Genomic DNA, 16,757 nt, shown 5'->3' with positions numbered 1-16,757 from the left:
GAAACCGGGCACAGACGAAACATCCCTGGGAATCGTTAACCCGCCGGATGCTTTGAATTCGTCTGCTTCAAGAAAGTCTTGGGCTTCAAGAAATCTTGGGCTTCAAGAAAAACTTTTGGAAATCAAAACCGCAACACGCCCAACCTAACACACGAATCGGGGAACTACCGGGTGAAGCGCCCACCGCGGAGTAGGGTCGAATTCCGGTCCGTCAGTTGTTGGAGGTGGCATGTTCGTTCTCCGCGGACTCGTCGCCGCGGCGATGGTGGTGATCGTCGGTGCGACCGCCGCGCCGGCCGCCCAGGCCGCCGGTATTCCCGACGAGGCTCTCCTGCGGCCGGCTGACCTGGGCGGTGTCGCCCTACGCGCGGCCGACGGCGACGACTGGCCGCAACTGCGCCCGCCCCGGCCGTGCGGCGCCGCCGTGCCCGTCCCGGTCACCGACCGCGCCGTCGCCGCGGTCATCGACGTCGACGGGGCACCCGAGTCGATCATGGAGTATGTCGCGGTCCACCGGGACCCCGACCGGTACCTGCGCAAACTACGCAAGGCGCTGCGCAACTGCCCCGACTGGCGGATCGAGCAGAGCCGGGCGGACGGGCTGACCCTGCGCTGGACCCAGCGGTGGGAACACGTCGAGGACGAGATCACCCATCACACGTACGTCGCGGTCGCCCGTACCGGCCGGGCCGTCGTCGTGGTCGCCGACTCCGGCTGGGAGACCTCCGACGGCGACCGGGCCGTCGCCGAACGCCTCCTGGTCACCGCCGTCCGGCGGGCGTCGGGGGCACTGCCTCACTGAACTGCGTCCGGTACAACTGTTCGTACCGTCCGCCGACGGCGAGCAACTCGGGATGGGTGCCGCGTTCGACGACCCGCCCGTCCTCGACGACCAGGATCTGATCGGCCGCCCGGACCGTCGACAGCCGGTGCGCGATCACCACCGCGGTACGCCCGGCCAGCGCCTCACCGAGGGCCGCCTGCACCGCCTGCTCCGACGTCGAGTCCAGATGGGCGGTCGCCTCGTCGAGCACCACCACCCGCGGCCGGGCGAGCAGCAGCCGGGCGATGGTGAGCCGCTGCCGTTCCCCGCCGGACAGCCGGTAGCCGCGTTCCCCGACGACCGTGTCCAGCCCGTCCGGCAGCGACTCGATCAGATCGGCGACGTGAGCGCGGCGCAGTGCGTCCCACAGGTCGTCCTCGCTCGCGTCCGGCCGGGCCAGCAGCAGGTTCGCCCGGACCGACTCGTGGAACAGATGCCCGTCCTGGGTCACCATGCCGAGCGTCTGCCGCAGCGAGGCCGCACTCAGGTCACGCACGTCGACCCCGCCGAGCCGCACCGCACCCTCGCCCGCGTCGTACAGCCGGGGCAGCAGGCTCGCCATCGTCGACTTGCCCGCACCCGACGACCCGACCAGGGCCACCATCTGCCCCGGCTCGGCCGTGAACGACACGCCGTGCAGCACCTCCTCGCCACCCCGGGTGTCCAGCGTCGCGACCTCCTCCAGCGACGCCAGCGACACCTTGTCGGCGGCCGGATAGGCGAACCGCACGTCGTCGAACTCCACCGACACCGGCCCGTCCGGAACCGGTGATGCGTCCGGCTTCTCCTCGATCAGCGGCTTCAGGTCGAGCACCTCGAACACCCGCTCGAAGCTGACCAGCGCGCTCATCACCTCGACGCGGGCGCTGGCGAGGCTGGTCAGCGGCGCGTACAGCCGGGTCAGCAGGATCGCCAGCGCCACCACCGCTCCCGGGTCGAGCCGCCCCTGCAGTGCGTAGAACCCGCCCAGCCCGTAGACCAGCGCGATCGCCACCGCCGACACACTGGTCAGCGCGGTCAGGAAGGCCCACTGTGCCATCGCGGTGCGTACCCCGATGTCCCGCACCCGGCGGGCCCGGGCCGCGAACTCGGTCGACTCGGTGGCCGGATCGCCGTACAACTTGACAAGCGTCGCGCCCGGCGCGGAGAAACGCTCGGTCATCTGCGTGTTCATCGCGGCGTCGTGCTCGGCCGCCTCCCGCTGCATCCCCGCCAGCCGGCCGCCCATCCGCCGGGCCGGCAGCACGAAGACCGGTAGCAGCAGCAACGCCAGCACGGTGATCTGCCAGGAGATGCCGATCATCACGATCAGCGTCAGCACCAGCGCCACGACGTTGCCGACCACACCGGACAGCGTGTCGCTGAACGCCCGCTGCGCCCCGATCACGTCGTTGTTGAGCCGGCTGACCAGCGCACCCGTCCGGGTCCGGGTGAAGAACGCCACCGGCATCCGCTGCACATGATCGAAGACCCGGGTCCGCAGTTCCAGGATCAGTCCCTCACCGATCCGCGCCGACAGCCACCGCTGCACCAGCCCCAGCCCCGACTCGGTCAGCGCGATCACCGCGATCCCGACCGCCAGGGTGATCACCAGGCGGGCGTCGCGGGCCTCGACGATCGCGTTCACGACCTGTCCGGCCAGCACCGGTGTCGCCACCGCGAGGAACGCCGTCACCACGCTGAGCAGCAGGAACGCTGCCAGCACCCGGCGTTGTGGCCGGGCCAGCGCGAGGATGCGGCGTAACGTCGCCCGGGAGAACGGCCGCTTGTCGTCCTGCCGGTTCATGGCATGCCACATCGAATTCCAGGCCGCGACTTCCATACTCATAGCCCGAACGTGCCACCTCACCCGGGGTTGAGGTCAAGGCGATTTCAGCGGTACGGGCCACACCTCCCACAACCGCACCCCACCCGCCCCCTCCGCTATCCCGCGACGCACCCCCGACCCTCGCCGCCCAGCGCGCCCGCCGGCCTGCTGCCCACTCCCGCCCACCCCTCCGGCTGGTCCCCACCGCTGCCTCAAGCCCTCCGAGACAGCGGTGAGAGCCAGCCCCGAACGCCCGGCTGGTCCCGACCGCTGTCTCAAGTGCCTTGAGACAGCGCTGGGAGCCAGCCGCGGAGATCCGGCTGGTCCGGACCGTTGTCTCAAGTGCCTTGAGACAGCGGTGGGAGCCAGCCGCGGAGGTCTGGCTGGTCCGGACCGTTGTCTCAAGTGCCTTGAGGCAGCGGTGGGAGCCAGCCGCGGAGATCCGGCTGGCTCTCACCGTTGTTTCGGCGGGCTTGAGACAGCGGTGGGAGCCAGCCGGCTCGGGGGTGAACGGGGTCGCGGCGCGGCGGCCGGGGAGGGGCCGCCGCGCCGCTGGTGGGGAACGGGCTGAATCGGGGAAGGGGTCAGGTGGCGGTGCAGGAGACGCTCGGCCAGTTCCAGTTGCCGTTGGGCTGGACGGTCAGGCCGAAGTTGCTGCCGCTGCCGTTGGGCCGGGCGACCATCTGCTGGGCGGACGGCCAACTGGCCGTCGTGTTCCAGGTGTTGATGACCTTGGCGGAGCCCGGCAGGTTGAGGGTCACGGTCCAGTTGGCCGAACCGGTGACGGCGACGTTGAGGTTGTAACGGTCGCCCCACGACTGCCCGGCGGAGAGCGTTGCGGTGCAGGTAGCGCTCCCGCCGCCACCGCCTCCTCCGCCGGAGCCGTCGGGGGCGACCGCCCGTCCCGTGGCCGGCGAGATCATGCCGGCGCACAGGCCGCGGGAGGCCAGGCCCTGGGCGATGCGCGGGATCGCGGCGACCGTGTTGGCCGGCCAGTCGTGCATCAGGATGACCTGGCCGTTGGTGAGCCGGGCCGCGGCCGCGACGATCGCGTCGGTGCTGGCGTTGTTCCAGTCCGCCGAGTCGACGTCCCAGATGATCTCGGTGAGGCCGTATCTCTGCTCGACCGACCGCAGGGTCGCGTTGGTCTCGCCGTACGGCGGCCGGAACAGTTTGGGTGTGCCGCCGCCGCCCGCGGCGATCGCGGACTGGGTACGTGAGATCTCCGAGTCCATGTTGGCCTGGCTGAGCTGGGTCATGTGCGGGTGGGTGTAGCTGTGGTTGGCCACCCACATGCCGGCGTCGACCTGTGCTTTGACCAGTGCGGGGTTGGCGGCGGCGTACTGGCCCTGGTTGAACATGGTGGCCCGCAGGCCGTTGTTGCGCAGCGCCGTCAGCAGGTTGCGGGTGTTGCTCGTGGACGGCCCGTCGTCGAAGGTCAGGCCGACGTATCCGTTGCAGTCGGCGGCCCGGGACGGCCGTGCGGCGGGGTCGGCGAGCACGAGCCCGACGGCGGCCACTCCGGCGGTCAGCGCGATGGCCATGAAACGTCTCCACGCGGTGGGGGTGGATGGGGTGACGGGGATTCGGGACATGGCATCCGTCCTTCTGGCGACCTGCCGGGGGAGCTGACGGGGGACCTGGCGGGGAATCCAGGCCGGGGGTTGAGTGAATCGACGGGCGGCGATCCCTCTCGCCAGCGAGTATTAGGTCGCCCGCCCCACAGTGTCAACAACTTTCGGAAACATACCGGAAGCAATGACCATGGACGATCACGCGTAATCGCAGCTAGATATCGTTTCAATAGCCGCAGGAAAGAGGTCTCCCGATAATGTTACGGGCCACAATTCCGAAACTTACGAGCCCGCTCTGAAGGCGTGCTCCACGTCGTCCGCGGTGAGCCCGAACGAGGCGAGATCGTAGGTGTGCGCGGGCTTGGGCGTACCCCGTGAGATCGCCTGGCGGACCGCGGTCCGGGCCGGGCCGTTCAGCCGTGACCCGAGCGTGTCGTAGATCATCTCGACGGTCCCCATCGGATCGGCGACGAGATCGGCGTGCCGCACGTCGATGAACCGGGACGGGTCGTGGCGGGCCCGGTCGGCGCGGAAGCGCCGCAGGCCACGTGACCAGAGGGAGAGTTGCGCCCGTCCGACGACCGGCCCGGCGAAGACCGTCGACCAGCCGGCCGACGCGCGTTCGTTGAGGCTGCACACCGAGGCGATGACGGTGCCGGGATCGCGGTGCGTCTGCACGACGACGGCGTCCGGGTAGGTCGCGAACAGGGCGTCGAGCGCGAACAGATGACTCGGGTTCTTCAGCACCCACCGCCGGTCCTGATCGTGCAGGCCGATGAGCTGCAGGTTGCGGCGGTGCCGGGCGTAGGCGGCGGTCCAGTCGTGGGTGTCGAGCCAGGCGGAATAACCAGGGAGGTACGCCGTGCACTCGAACGAGACCGACGTCATCGACTGGCACAGCAGCCGCCAGCACTCCTCGACCTGTTCCGGTCGCATGTGGTGCACCCCGTCCAGGCCGACGCCCCGGTAGGCCTCGCGCAGCGCCAGCAGGACGGGGTGCGACTCCCACTCCGCCCGCGGTGGGCGCGGCTGCGGGACCTCGGTGAGCCACAGCTCCGGCCCCTGGTGCGCGGGGTCGGCGGTGAGCAGCCGGTGCAGCGCGGTGGTGCCGGTGCGCGGCAGGCCGGTGACGAACACCGGCCGCTCGATCGGGACGCCGGCGTGCTGCGGAAACTCCCGCCAGGCGGCCTCGGCGAGCAGGCGCGAGACGAGGGCGCCGCGCAGCAGGCCGCGGGTCCACTTGCTGCCGGCGGGGGTCAGGGCGGCCTCCCGGGCGTACGACCGGAGCAGCACCCGGAGTCCCTCGGCGTAGTCGTCACCGCCCCCGAAGTCGTCCAGCCCGGTGAGCCGGCTCGCGGAGGCGTGCAGGTCGTCGAAGCTCCCGACATCGGTCCGCGCGGAGGTGGTCAATGGTGGAACTCCCCGCAGTTCACGTCCAGGCACGCGCCGGTGACGCCCCGCGCGAGATCCGAGGCGAGGAACAGGACGGCGTCGGCGACCTCGTCCGGCTCGGGCAGCCGCCGCAGATCGGTGGTCGCCGCGACCTCGTCGTAGATCTGCCGCGCCGGCACCCCGCGCTGGGCCGCCTGGAACTCGAACCAGCCACGCAACTGATCGGCCCAGATCCAGCCGGGCGCGACCGAGTTCACCCGTACCCCCTTGGGGCCCAGCTCGCTCGCGAGGTTCTGCGTCGCCGCCAGCAGGGCGGCCTTGGTCAGCCGGTAGGGCCCGAAGGGCCGCCGGGAGTGCCGCAGCACCGCCGAGTTGACCACCACGATCGCGCCCCGCGACGCGATCAGCGCGGGCGTGAGATGCCGGATCGTGCGCAGCGCGGCGAGCACGTTGACCTCGAACGACGTCCCTACGTCAGCCAGATCGACCTTGCCGAGACTCTGCATCGGCGGCATCGCGAACGCGTTGTGCACCAGCACGTCGACGCGCCCGAACTCGGCGAGCGCCCGGTCGGCGAGCCGCCGCACCGCGACGTCGTCGGTGAGGTCGGTGGGTGCGGCGAGCGCGCGGTCCCCGATCATCGCCGCCAGATCCTTCACGACGGATTCGGTACGCGCGGCGAGCACCACCGAGGCGCCCTGTTCGGCGGCCCGCACCGCGACGGACCTGCCGAGCCCCGGCCCGACCCCGGCCACGATCACCACCCGGCCGTCGAGGAGCATCGGGGTCAGCCCAGCATCCGGGCCGCGACCGCGGCCTGCCGGGCGGCGATCCGTTCGCGCCACGCCTCCGGCCCGATCCGCCGGTGGTGCGGGAGCAGTTTCGGCAGGTCGTCGACGGCCACGATGTCGACTCTCGGCCCGTCGTCCGCGGTCAGGTCCCGCGACAGCCGCTGCCAGCGCAACTGCACGTATCCCCGGCGGTGCCCGGTGCGTTCCAGCCAGTTCGCGACGCCCGGGTTCCGCTCGCTGATCACGTACCGGATCATGCCGTCCGGGTCGATCTGCGCCTGGTCGCGCGTGAGGCTGGTCTGGTGGTTGATGTAGTCCAGCGACACGTACCACATGCTGCCCAGCTGAATGCCCTGGTAGGGGGCGTCGCTGGCCGGGACGGTGACGATCATCGCCTGGTCGTCGTGGAGGTCGTAGTGCCCGACCGAGGAGAACTGCGTGGTCAGCCCGCCCGGCGTGGACCGCGGTGCGGTGAGCGTGTTGACCGGCAGCCCGAGGTAGAACCGTTCGGCGAAGGCGAGGAACGTGCGCAGCCGGCTGATCAGGATCTTCCCGGCCACGCCGTACCGCTTGGTCAGCGCATCCAGCGTGGGGGGAGGTGGGGCCGCACCGGTCCGGTCCGCACGCTGGATGCGCAGCATGCCGGGCCGCTCGGTGGCCCAGTCGCTGAAGACCTCCCGGACCACCAGCATCCCGGCGCCCTTCAGGCCGGGCCCGACGAACATCCGGTACGAGCCGTCCGGCCCGATCTCGATCTCCCGGTCGTCGAAGGCGGCCAGACTGCCCGGCACGTTGAGCGGTGAGTAGTCGCCGTCCAGGAGCTGGAAGCTCAGGTCCACGGTGCTGCCGCGCTCGCCGGTGATCACGTACTCGGCGTCGTCGCGCAGCCACGCGTGGAAGTACAGGGTGTCCGGGTTGTCCAGGCCCATCTTCGTGTACGGGCCGGTGGAGCGGACGAAGTAGGGAAAGTCCCGCTGGTAGGCCCAGGCCATCTGCACCGACGCGCGGATGCTGCCGGCCAGATAGTCGTAGCCCTCGACGAGGTCGAGTTCGTCGCGCACGTGCGGGGCACCGGTGATGACCCGCTCGGCCTCCTGGATCGCTTCCGCGAACGGTGTGGTGAGCACGCCCTGACAATAGAACTCGTTCTAGTTTCCGGTCAATCTCTCCTTGACTGCCCGCAATAACAGGTTCCACTCTGGAGGGCGTGCTGGCGTATCGGATGACGGACTGGGGCGCACCGCCGCAACCGGTCGAGGTGCCGGATCCCGTGCCCGGGCCCGGCGAGGTGCTGGTCCGGGTGGCCGGCTGCGGGCTGTGCCGCTCCGACCTGACCATGCGGCACCTCCCGGCCGCCGTCGGACAGCAGCTCGGCTGGTCCATGCCGTTCACGCTCGGTCACGAGACGGCCGGCTGGATCGACGGCACCGGCGAGCCGGTCGCCCTGGTCTCGCCCACCTCCTGCGGAACCTGCCGGCACTGCGTGCGCGGACAGGACAGCGGCTGCCCGTACGGGCGTGCCGGCCGCGGCTACGGACGCGACGGCGGCCTGGCCCCGTACGTGCTGGTCAGCGACCGGCGGGCGCTGCTGCCGCTCGGTGACCTCGACCCGCGGCACGCCGGGCCGCTGACCGACGCCGGAGCCACCGCCTATCACGCGGTACGCCGGGCACTGCCCCGCATCGGTGTGGGCGGCACGGTCGTGGTGATCGGTGCCGGTGGGCTCGGCGCGTTCGCGATCCAGTTCGTGCGCGTGCTGACGGCCGCCCGGGTCGTCGCCGTGGACCCGCTGCCCGCACGTCTCTCCTACGCCGCCGAACTCGGAGCCCACTCGTGCTCCGCGACGGTGCCGCGCGATGCCGACGTCGTCCTCGACTTCGTGGGGACCGACGAGACGATCGCCGCCGGGATCGCGGCGGTCCGGACCGGCGGCGCGTACGGCCTGATCGGCTCGGCCGGCGGGAAGCTGCGCAAGCCGTGGTTCGCCACCCTGCCCCGCGACGGGGAGGTGTTCACCTTCCAGGGCTCGTCGATCGCCGACGCCCAGGAGGTGATCGCCCTGGCCGGGGCCGGCCTGATCCGCAACCAGGTGGAGGAGTTCGGCTTCGGCGAGATCGACCAGGCGTACACGAGACTCGCGGCCGGATCCCTCACCGGCCGCGCCGTCATCGTCCTGTAGATCCGTCGTCAGGGGCAGGCCTGGACGAAGGGTTCGTCGGGCGCGTGCCGCTGCCAGAGCGCCGCGGAGAGGGCCCCGACCCGGTCGCAGAGGGTCTTCCGTGGTTCCAGGAAGGTGCCGGTGTCCCACCACCGCACCGTCCGGTCGCCACTCGCGGTGGTCAAGGTCTTCCCGTCGGGACGGAACGCCAGGCCGTAGACCGCCTCGGTGTGCCCGGTGAGTGGCGCACCGACCGCCTCACGGGTGGCCGTGTCCCACAGCCGGGCCGTCCGGTCCTCGCTGCCGCCGGCCAGTAGCGTCCCGTCGGCGTTGAAGGCCACCGTCCAGACGCCCGCCCGCTTACTGTCGCCCATCGGTTCATGGACCGGCAGGCCGGAGCCGGCGTCCCACAGCCGCACCGTGCCGTCCTGTCCTCCGCTGGCCAGCAGTTTCCGGTCAGGGCTGAACGCCAGAGCGTAGACGGCACCGACATGGCCGGTGATCGGCTCACTCGCCGCCGTGCCGTCGACGTTCCACCACCGGAGGGTGCCGTCGCTGCCCCCGGTGACCAGGCGCCGGCCGTCGGGGTGGAAACGCACCGCGCGTACCGCGCCGTCATGGCCGAGCAGGGGTTCGCCGATCGCCGACCGGGTCGCCGGACTCCACCGCCGTACGGTCCCGTCCTGGCCACCGGTGGCCAGCATCCCGCCGTCCCCGCTGAAGTCCACGGCCCAGACCGCACCCTCGTGCCCTCGTAACGGCTTGCCGCTCTGCCGCCCGGTGGCCAGGTTCCACAACCGGACCGTTCCGCTGTCGTCCGCGGTCGCCAGCAGGTCCTCGTCCCGGAAAGCCAGTGCCCGCATCGGATCGGTTCCCCTGACGAGCGGCGGGTCCTTCACCAGCCTGGTCGCGGGGTCCCACAGCTGTACCGTGCCATCCGTGCCGGCGGTGGCCATCCGGCTGCCGCGAGGGCTGTACGCCACCGCGTTCACGGGCCGGGTGTGATGGGCGGGCACGGTGTCGGCCAGATCCCACACCCGCACCGTGTCGTCATCGGATCCGGTGATCAGCACCTTGTGGCCCGGATCGAAACGGAGACGCCAGACCGGCCCGTCGTGTCCGGTGATCGGCTCACCCGCCGGTCGGCCGCTGCCCGTGTCCCACAGCCGGGCCGTGCCGTCGTCACCGGCGGTGGCGAGCAGGTTCCCGTCCACGGTGAATCGCAGGGCGTGCACCGTGCCGATGTGGCCGATCAGCGGTTCGCCCTTCGGCTCCATGGTGGCCGCGTTCCACAGGCGCACGGTTCCGCTCTCGTCAGCGGAGGCGAGTGTCGAGTCGGCGCGGCCGGCCGGGTTGTGCGGAGCGAAAGCCAGGGAGACCACCCTGGCCTGGTGCCCTGTCAGTTGTCGCTCGAAGCGGTCTCCGGTGGCTGATGACCACATCCGGACCGTGTCACCGCCGGTGGCGGCGGCGAGCAGCTTCTCGTCCGAGCTGAAGCTCGTCGAACTCACCGATTCGGGGTCGAACTCGTTCGACTTCCCCAGCTGCTGTCCGTCACCCGTGTTCCACAGGCGGAGGGTCCGATCGGCGCCGATGGTGACCATGAACCTCCCCTGCGGGCTGAACTGGGCGAATGTCACCGGTCCCCGGTGCCCGGCCAATGCCTTGATCAGCGAGCGGGTGAGCGGATCCCACAGCCGGACCACCCCGTCCTCGCCGCAGGTGGCCAGTCTCTGCCCGGCCGCTCCGAGGACAATCTTGCGCACCGGGCCGGTCTGCTCGGTGGTCAAGGCGCCGACCTGTCGCCCGGTCCGCGGATCCCAGAACCGTACCGCCGGGGCGTCGTCGGCATGGGTGATCACGATCCCGGTCGCGCTGATCCGGATGTCCTTCAACCCGGTGATCCCGGTCAGCGGTCGGCCGGCGGGAAGCGCCGTCTCCGCATGCCAGAACCAGACCGTGTCCACGCCCATGGTGGCCATCAGCCTGCCGTCCGGGCCACCGGCCTCCACGATCCCCTTCCGGCCCGGCAGGACCCTGGCCGCGTCGCCCAGCAGCACACCGGCGGCGCTGAGCGCCTCGGGGGTGTCGGCGACCTGTAGGGCCGCCGCGGCGAGTTGCTCAGCCGTCCCGCGGTCGACGTCGCCGACCCGGCTGGCTGACGCCAGCCTCGTCGACAGCGCTGTCTGCCGGCGATCCTCACTGAGGCCGCTCGTCCGCCGCAGGAGATAGCCGCTGCCGCCGGTGAGGGCGAGCACGACGACCAGGGCGGAGGCCACGGCCCGGTAGACGCGACGGCGGGAGTGGCGGGTACGACGGTGACTCGCCTCCAGGAACTCGCCCGCCGCCACATCAAGGGACAGTTGCCGGCTGAGATCCTGGCTCCATCGCGTGGCCGCGTCGTCGGCCGTCTGGAGACGCTGCCCGGTGTAGAGGTACGACGGATCACGGTCATGGTTCTGCCAGTCCCGGACGTCCTCGGTGAGACTGCGGTGCAGCGCCTGGTCGGCCAGGTCGGGCCGCAGCCATTCGTGCAGCCGTGTCCAGCAGCGGAGCAGTTCCTCGTGCGCGATGGTCACGAGCTCGTCCGTGACGGTGATCAGCCGTGTCGCGGCGAACGCCTCGACGACCTCGAAGACCCGGTCGTCGCCGGTGGCGGCGCGCAGTTCGCCACAGGTGCCCGGGCGGCGGGTGAGTCTGCCGTCGGTCAGGGCGGTCAGGTGCAGGAAGACCCGGCGGGCCAGGTCCTGCCCACGGTCGTCGAGTGACTCGTACACCCGCTCCGCACTGGCGCGGACGATGTCGGACACGCCGCCGCTGCGACGGTAGTTCTCCAGGGTCAGACCGCCGGGTTCCGCGGACTGCCACATCACGAACATGACCTGGGACAGCAGCGGTAGGGCGCCGCTGTCGAAACCGGCCGGCGTGCTGCGCTCGCGCAGGTCGTCCAGGACCGCGGCGCGGACGTCGTCGGGCACCCGGACGCCGGCTTCGGCGGCCGGTCCGGTGATCGCCTCACGAAGTTCGGATTCGCACATCGCTCCGACCGGGAACACCCCGGCTTCGACGGACTGCCGGATCTCCGGAAAGGCCAGCGCCTGATCGAGGAAGTCGCCCCGGATGCTCGCGATCACCAGCGCACCGCCGTCGGACGCAAGGCTGTGCAGCGCGGTCAGGAACCGTCCCTGTTCCGTCGGGTTCGTGTCGAGCGTGAACAGTTCCTCCAACTGGTCGACCACCAGCACCAGGCGCATGTCCGGGCCGGCGACGGTCAGGGCCTGCCGGGCGAGCAGATGCGCCTGCGCGGGTTCGGCCAGCAGGGCCCGGTGCACCGTGATGGCGTCGGTGTGCGCCAGGTCGGCCAGGCAGGCGGCCAGTTCCAGCAGCGGCTCGGCGGTCGGGGTGAGCACGCGGCGCGGCCATGACCCGCATCCCGGGACGAAGGCGCCCTTGGCGATCGATCCCATCAGGCCCGCCCGCAACAGCGACGACTTCCCCGCTCCGGACGGGCCCAGGGTCAGCAGCGGGCCCGCGCCCGGCGGCTGGTCCCGCAGCCGCTGGAGCAGGTGTTCGGTGAGTGTCCGACGACCGTAGAAGACCCGGGCGTGACGTTCCTCGAAGGAGGCGAGTCCCAGGTACGGGCAACCTTCCCAGCCGGCCCGCTGCGGCCGCCGGAGGTCCACGGCGCGCTGGGCGGACCGGTCGGCCCCGGTTCCCTCGGCGAGGAAACGGACCCGTGCCTGCTCGGGCTCCGTCGCCCGGAGCGCCTGTGCGATCCGCACCCCCACGTCGGCGCTCGGTGCCGTCTTGCCCGAGAAGATCTCACTGAGGTGCCCGATCGAGACCCCGCACGCACCGTTCATCTTCCGCAGCGAAGGCTCTCCCGCCCGGTGGCGCAGCTCGAGCAGCAGATCATGCAGGCGGCGATGGTCACCGACCATTACTCGGCGGTCACGCGGAGTGGTCATGCTCGGAGCCTAGCTACCCGCCGATCCGGTGTTCGCCCTGTTCGCCAGGCATGGCCGAACGGTTGAGGTGCCGTACGAGGCCACCCACCGTGACACACGAAAAGTGTTCACCGGGCGGCGGTGAACACCCGGCGACGGGGGTCTGCTGATGTCACCGCCACGTACCGGAGGACACGCGATGACCACCCTGATCGCCGACGACCACGAAGCCGAACTGCGAGCCCTGATGGTGATGGCCTCGCATGACCTGAAATCCCCGCTCGCCAGCGTCAGCGCGCATGTCCAGATGCTGCGCGACGACTACGCGGACGAACTGGGCGACGGGTTCCGGCGAGACCTGGCGGCCATCGAACGCGGGGTGCGCCGGATGAGTCAGCTGACGCAGGACCTTCTCGACTACGCCCGCGCCGACCACAGCCTCGACCTGTCTCCGGTCGCGTTGCGGGAGATCGTCGTCGAGGTGATCACCGAACACGTCCCCGTGCCGGACGAGGTCCTGGTGACCCTCACCGGCACCTGGCCGATCGTGACGGGTGACGCCGGGCTGCTGCGCCACGTGCTGGACAACCTGATCGGCAACGCCGTCAAGTACACGCCGGCCGGCGTCGCGCCGCAGATCGAGATCGAGGCGTGGGCTCTGCCCGGCGGTGGAATCCGCGTCGAGGTCGCCGACCACGGCATCGGAGTGCCCGCCGAGGACCGGCCGAAGATCTTCGACGCCTTCCACCGCTGCGCCAACACCGGCGGGCGGCCTGGCACCGGGCTCGGTCTGGCCATCTGCCGCCGCATCGTCGAACGGCACGGCGGCAGCATCGGAGTCGAGGAGAACGCCGGGCGCGGGAGCCGTTTCTGGTTCAGCCTGCCGGCCCGGTGACCGCTACACGCCGCCGACGCCGTTCGCCCACCAGAAGCTCTTCAGGTAGCCGTACTCCATGTCGCCCCAGAACCAGCCCCACTCGTTGTAGCGGCTCACGTACGGGCCCAGCTCGTCGAAGACGACCTTCGCCGCCTTCTTGCGGCCGATCAGGCTGTAGTACACCGCCATCCACTGCCGGACCTGCGAGAGCTGCTCCGAGGTGGGCGGCGCGGCGCGGAACTTGGCGATCCACGCGTCGCAGTCGCGCTGTACCTCCGGCTTGCGGAAGTATTTCCGGACCGCCTTCTGCGACTCCTTGCTCCGGTCGTCCCAGGCGAACTCGCGCATCGCGTACTCGAAGTGTGCGAACAGCGGCAGCAGCACCGTGCGGTGCCCGGCCGGCGCCGCCTCGGCCGCCGCGTGCGCGACGGCGAACATGCGCTCGTGCGAGCCGTACCACTTCTCGCAGGTCAGCATGACCGCCAGCTCGTGCATGTCGAAGTTGTGCGGATCGCGTCGCCGCGCCTCGGCGTAGAACTCGTTCAACTGGCCCGCCCCGGCGGCGAAACACGACGACATCAGCCGGATCAGCGGGCCCGGATCCCGCGGATCGGCCAGCTCCAGCGCCCGCACACTGGCGTCCGCGGCCTTCTCCGACAGCACGTGGAAGCTGTCGAACTGCTCCCGCGACGTCCGTGCCGCCGACGCGCCACCCCGGGCCGCACCGGCCCGCGCGGCGAGCACCTTCGCCCAGATCAGCGCGGCCGACGGATCCGACGGTTCGGCCCGCAACCACGCGTCGAACCAGGCGTCGTCGTCATCGGCCAGCCCGGCGAAGACACCGAGCCGGTAACCGCGCAACGCCCAGTCCGTGCCGGCCGCCTCGATCGCCTGCTTCGCCACCCGCCAGTCGCCGTCGCGCAGCAGCCGCTCGCGTGCGTCCCGCAGCACCGCATCCTTGATCATCAGCTGCTCGTCCGCGTCGAACTCGGGAGTCGGCGGCAGCGGCCCGCCGACGATGCGGCGGATCAGGTATCGGGCTACGAAGAACATCGCAGGATCGTACGGTCGGCCGCTCCCGTTCTGATACCCCGGTCCGGCGGAGATTCGGGCGACGGCCGGCCGGTGGTTGCGGCGGTGCCGGCCGGCCTCAGCCCGGCGGCCGCGTGTCGGCCCGGACGTCGCGCCTGCCTCGCGGGGTAGGCCCGGGACTCGTCAGCTGCGGTTGCCCGGCCACGGAGCCCGTACCAGATCAAAGGTTATGAAAGTGTCCGGCGGGCGCGTCGCGGGGGCCGGCGCGTCGTGGATCTCCCACAGGTCGCCCACCAGCTCGGTGGCCACCGTGGACCAGAACTGCTCGACGCCCGGGTTGTAGCGCTGGAAGCCGATCCGCCAGCGGCCCGGGACCATGCGGATGGCCTGGAGGGCGGCGATCCGGCCGACGCCGGTCCGGCGCAGCCCGCGGACCACGAAGAACGCCGAGATCGTCCGCCCGCCGCCGGGGTCGCCCGAGGTCAGGACGAACCCGGCGGTACGGCTCGCGGCGGTGATCAGCCAGCCGCGGGACTCCGGGTCGGCACCGGCCAGGAACAGGTCGACGGCCCGGTCGTTGAAGGTGCCGTCGTGGTTGGGCACGTGCTGATAGAACTCGGACAGGTCGTGCCGGAACAGCTGACCGAGATTGGTCAGCACGGCACGATCCGCCCGACCGACCGGGTGCAGCTCGACCGGCCGCGACGGCGGGCGGGGCGGGGCAGCGGGTGACGTCACCCAGCCGAGGCTAGTGGCTCGATGAACCGGTCGGCGAAGCGGCGCAGCGCATCGCGTTTCTCCTGGAGTGTGGCGTCGAAACGGCGCCACGGCACGACGATGGCGTCGGTGACGCCGATCTCCGCCTGCTGCCGGAAACCGTCGAGGCCGGGACGGTCGATGCAGACCGCCTGGATCTCGAACGGCAGATGGTCGCGGCCGTGCTCGGCCCGCAGTTCGGCCAGCCGGGCGATCGTGGACCGCAGGTCGTCGAAACCGATCATCGCCGAGGACCAGCCGTCGCCGATCCGCGCGGCCCGGCGCAGGGCCGGCTCGGAGTGTCCGCCCACGTAGAACGGCACCGGTTCGGACGGTGCCGGGCTCATCTGGAGCTTCTCGAACGAGAAGTGTCTGCCGTGGAACGACACCATGCCGCCGGCCAGGATCCGCTTCAGCACCTCGATCGCCTCGTCGGCGCGCACCCCGCGGTCCTTGAACGATGCGCCGCACCAGTGCGACTCCTCCGGCGACCAGCCCAGCCCGACACCGAGACCGAACCGGTTGCCGGTCAGCACCGCGGCCGTGCCGACCTGCCGGGCCAGCAGCAGCGGGTTGCGCGGGTCGAGTTTGAGGACCTGGGTGTAGAAGCGGATCGTCGACGTGACGGCGCCCATCGCACCGGCCGCCACCATCGGGTCCGGCCACGGGGTGTCGGCGTTCCAGAAGCGGCTGCCGTCCGGCGTGTAGGGATACGCCGCGGAGACGTGCTCGGAGTAGAACAGCGAATCGGGCAGGGCGATGGAGGCGAAACCACATTCCTCAGCGGTACGGGCCAGCCCGGTCAGCTGGTCGAGCGGGCTCAGCGCGATCCCCAGCGTGAATTTCATGACAGCACCTCGGCCAGGTCGAGAAGTCGGGCGGTGGCGCCACCGAGCAGGAACTCGTGCTGTTCGGCGGCGAGGAAGTACCGGTGCAGCGGATAGTCCATGTCGATGCCGACGCCGCCGTGCACGTGGACGGCGGTGTGCAGCACCCGGTGCCCGGCCTCGGCGGCCCAGAACCCGGCGGTCGCCACCTCGGCCGCCTCCGGCCGGCAGGCGGCCTGCCACACGGCCAGCCGCAGCGCCTCCACGTCGATCCACGCGTCGGCCAGGCGCTGCGAGACGGCCTGGAACGCGCCGATCGGGCGGCCGAACTGGACGCGGGTGCGGGCATACTCGGCGGTCATCTCCAGGGCCCGCTCGACGACGCCGAGCTGCTGGGCGGCGGCGCCCAGGATCCTTCTGAGCCGGGCGGCGGCCGGTGCGATCGCCGCGTCGTCGGGGGACAGCACGATCTCCCCCCGCCCGGCCGGGGCCGCCAGCGTCTCGACCTGCTCGTCGGTGCCGAATTCGGCGATCGTCGAGGCGGCGACGACGATCGACGTCAGGTACGGGACGTCGGCGGCGTGCCGGCCCAGCTCGATCAGGACGGCGCACTGCTCGATCAGGCCGTGGCCGTCGCCGCCGGCGCGTTTCGGCAGGGCCGCGGCCAGCACCCCGGCCTCGGCCAGCGCCGGCCACAGCGGGCGCCCCGAGGCGGCCAGGTCGCGGGTCAGCCCGGTCAGCTCCCGGGCCTCGCTGGTCAACTCGAAATCCAT

13 protein-coding genes are annotated in these 16,757 nt (G+C 71.2%); 3 read left to right on the top strand and 10 right to left on the bottom strand.

The window, feature by feature from the left end:
• The first annotated feature begins 229 nt into the window (after positions 1–229).
• On the top strand, positions 230–802 hold the full coding sequence (locus BC793_RS13235) for a hypothetical protein (RefSeq protein ID WP_109592776.1): 573 nt from the start codon (positions 230–232) through the stop codon (positions 800–802).
• On the opposite strand, the gene BC793_RS13230 is transcribed toward BC793_RS13235, so the two are convergent.
• The 5 genes from BC793_RS13230 to BC793_RS13210 form a co-directional block, all read right to left on the bottom strand.
• Positions 762–2,651: an ABC transporter ATP-binding protein gene (locus BC793_RS13230; protein WP_109592774.1), complete on the bottom strand. Its 1,890-nt coding sequence runs from the start codon at positions 2,649–2,651 to the stop codon at positions 762–764. The genes BC793_RS13235 and BC793_RS13230 overlap by 41 nt on opposite strands.
• Positions 2,652–3,214: 563 nt before the next feature.
• Positions 3,215–4,174, bottom strand: a complete 960-nt coding sequence (locus BC793_RS13225; protein WP_170167233.1) for a polysaccharide deacetylase family protein — start codon at positions 4,172–4,174, stop codon at positions 3,215–3,217.
• Positions 4,175–4,486: 312 nt separating this feature from the next.
• Positions 4,487–5,614 (bottom strand): sulfotransferase family protein, encoded by a 1,128-nt coding sequence (locus BC793_RS13220; protein WP_109592770.1) that lies wholly within the window; start codon positions 5,612–5,614, stop codon positions 4,487–4,489.
• Entirely contained in the window at positions 5,611–6,378 is a 768-nt protein-coding gene (locus tag BC793_RS13215) for an SDR family oxidoreductase (RefSeq protein WP_109592768.1), read from the bottom strand. The genes BC793_RS13220 and BC793_RS13215 overlap by 4 nt, the downstream gene beginning before the upstream one ends.
• Before the next feature lie 5 nt (positions 6,379–6,383).
• Positions 6,384–7,514: a hypothetical protein gene (locus BC793_RS13210; protein WP_109592766.1), complete on the bottom strand. Its 1,131-nt coding sequence runs from the start codon at positions 7,512–7,514 to the stop codon at positions 6,384–6,386.
• Positions 7,515–7,594: 80 nt separating this feature from the next.
• Between BC793_RS13210 and BC793_RS13205 the strand changes: the two genes are divergently transcribed.
• Positions 7,595–8,566 (top strand): alcohol dehydrogenase catalytic domain-containing protein, encoded by a 972-nt coding sequence (locus BC793_RS13205; RefSeq protein WP_239169973.1) that lies wholly within the window; start codon positions 7,595–7,597, stop codon positions 8,564–8,566.
• Positions 8,567–8,574: 8 nt separating this feature from the next.
• Here BC793_RS13205 and BC793_RS13200 read toward each other — a convergent pair whose 3' ends face one another.
• Entirely contained in the window at positions 8,575–12,513 is a 3,939-nt protein-coding gene (locus BC793_RS13200; protein WP_146246250.1) for an nSTAND1 domain-containing NTPase, read from the bottom strand.
• Positions 12,514–12,691: 178 nt separating this feature from the next.
• Between BC793_RS13200 and BC793_RS13195 the strand changes: the two genes are divergently transcribed.
• Positions 12,692–13,387, top strand: a complete 696-nt coding sequence (locus BC793_RS13195) for a sensor histidine kinase (RefSeq protein WP_158319238.1) — start codon at positions 12,692–12,694, stop codon at positions 13,385–13,387.
• Positions 13,388–13,390: 3 nt separating this feature from the next.
• On the opposite strand, the gene BC793_RS13190 is transcribed toward BC793_RS13195, so the two are convergent.
• From BC793_RS13190 to BC793_RS13175, 4 genes are all read right to left on the bottom strand, one after another.
• Positions 13,391–14,422: a hypothetical protein gene (locus BC793_RS13190; RefSeq protein ID WP_109592760.1), complete on the bottom strand. Its 1,032-nt coding sequence runs from the start codon at positions 14,420–14,422 to the stop codon at positions 13,391–13,393.
• Between the two features lie 162 nt (positions 14,423–14,584).
• Entirely contained in the window at positions 14,585–15,139 is a 555-nt protein-coding gene (locus BC793_RS13185) for a GNAT family N-acetyltransferase (protein WP_109592758.1), read from the bottom strand.
• Entirely contained in the window at positions 15,136–16,005 is an 870-nt protein-coding gene (locus BC793_RS13180; RefSeq protein WP_109592757.1) for a TIGR03619 family F420-dependent LLM class oxidoreductase, read from the bottom strand. Before BC793_RS13180 ends, BC793_RS13185 begins: the two co-directional genes overlap by 4 nt.
• Positions 16,002–16,757, bottom strand: coding sequence for an acyl-CoA dehydrogenase family protein (locus tag BC793_RS13175; protein ID WP_109592755.1), 756 nt, complete (start codon positions 16,755–16,757; stop codon positions 16,002–16,004). Before BC793_RS13175 ends, BC793_RS13180 begins: the two co-directional genes overlap by 4 nt.

Origin of the sequence: Actinoplanes xinjiangensis (genome assembly GCF_003148685.1) — a bacterium.
GTDB classification, from domain to species: Bacteria; Actinomycetota; Actinomycetes; order Mycobacteriales; family Micromonosporaceae; genus Actinoplanes; species Actinoplanes xinjiangensis.
The sequence above is the reverse complement of the archived record's forward strand: the minus strand, read 5'-3'. Positions and strand labels throughout refer to the sequence as shown.

What these genes read in the sequence shown, in the direction of transcription:
- BC793_RS13235 (WP_109592776.1), top strand. Translation starts at nt 230, where the DNA reads ATGTTCGTTCTCCGCGGACTCGTCGCCGCGGCGATGGTGGTGATCGTC.
- BC793_RS13230 (WP_109592774.1), bottom strand. Translation starts at nt 2,651, where the DNA reads ATGAGTATGGAAGTCGCGGCCTGGAATTCGATGTGGCATGCCATGAAC.
- BC793_RS13225 (WP_170167233.1), bottom strand. Translation starts at nt 4,174, where the DNA reads ATGGCCATCGCGCTGACCGCCGGAGTGGCCGCCGTCGGGCTCGTGCTC.
- BC793_RS13215 (WP_109592768.1), bottom strand. Translation starts at nt 6,378, where the DNA reads ATGCTCCTCGACGGCCGGGTGGTGATCGTGGCCGGGGTCGGGCCGGGG.
- BC793_RS13200 (WP_146246250.1), bottom strand. Translation starts at nt 12,513, where the DNA reads ATGACCACTCCGCGTGACCGCCGAGTAATGGTCGGTGACCATCGCCGC.
- BC793_RS13195 (WP_158319238.1), top strand. Translation starts at nt 12,692, where the DNA reads ATGACCACCCTGATCGCCGACGACCACGAAGCCGAACTGCGAGCCCTG.
- BC793_RS13190 (WP_109592760.1), bottom strand. Translation starts at nt 14,422, where the DNA reads ATGTTCTTCGTAGCCCGATACCTGATCCGCCGCATCGTCGGCGGGCCG.
- BC793_RS13180 (WP_109592757.1), bottom strand. Translation starts at nt 16,005, where the DNA reads ATGAAATTCACGCTGGGGATCGCGCTGAGCCCGCTCGACCAGCTGACC.
- BC793_RS13175 (WP_109592755.1), bottom strand. Translation starts at nt 16,757, where the DNA reads ATGGATTTCGAGTTGACCAGCGAGGCCCGGGAGCTGACCGGGCTGACC.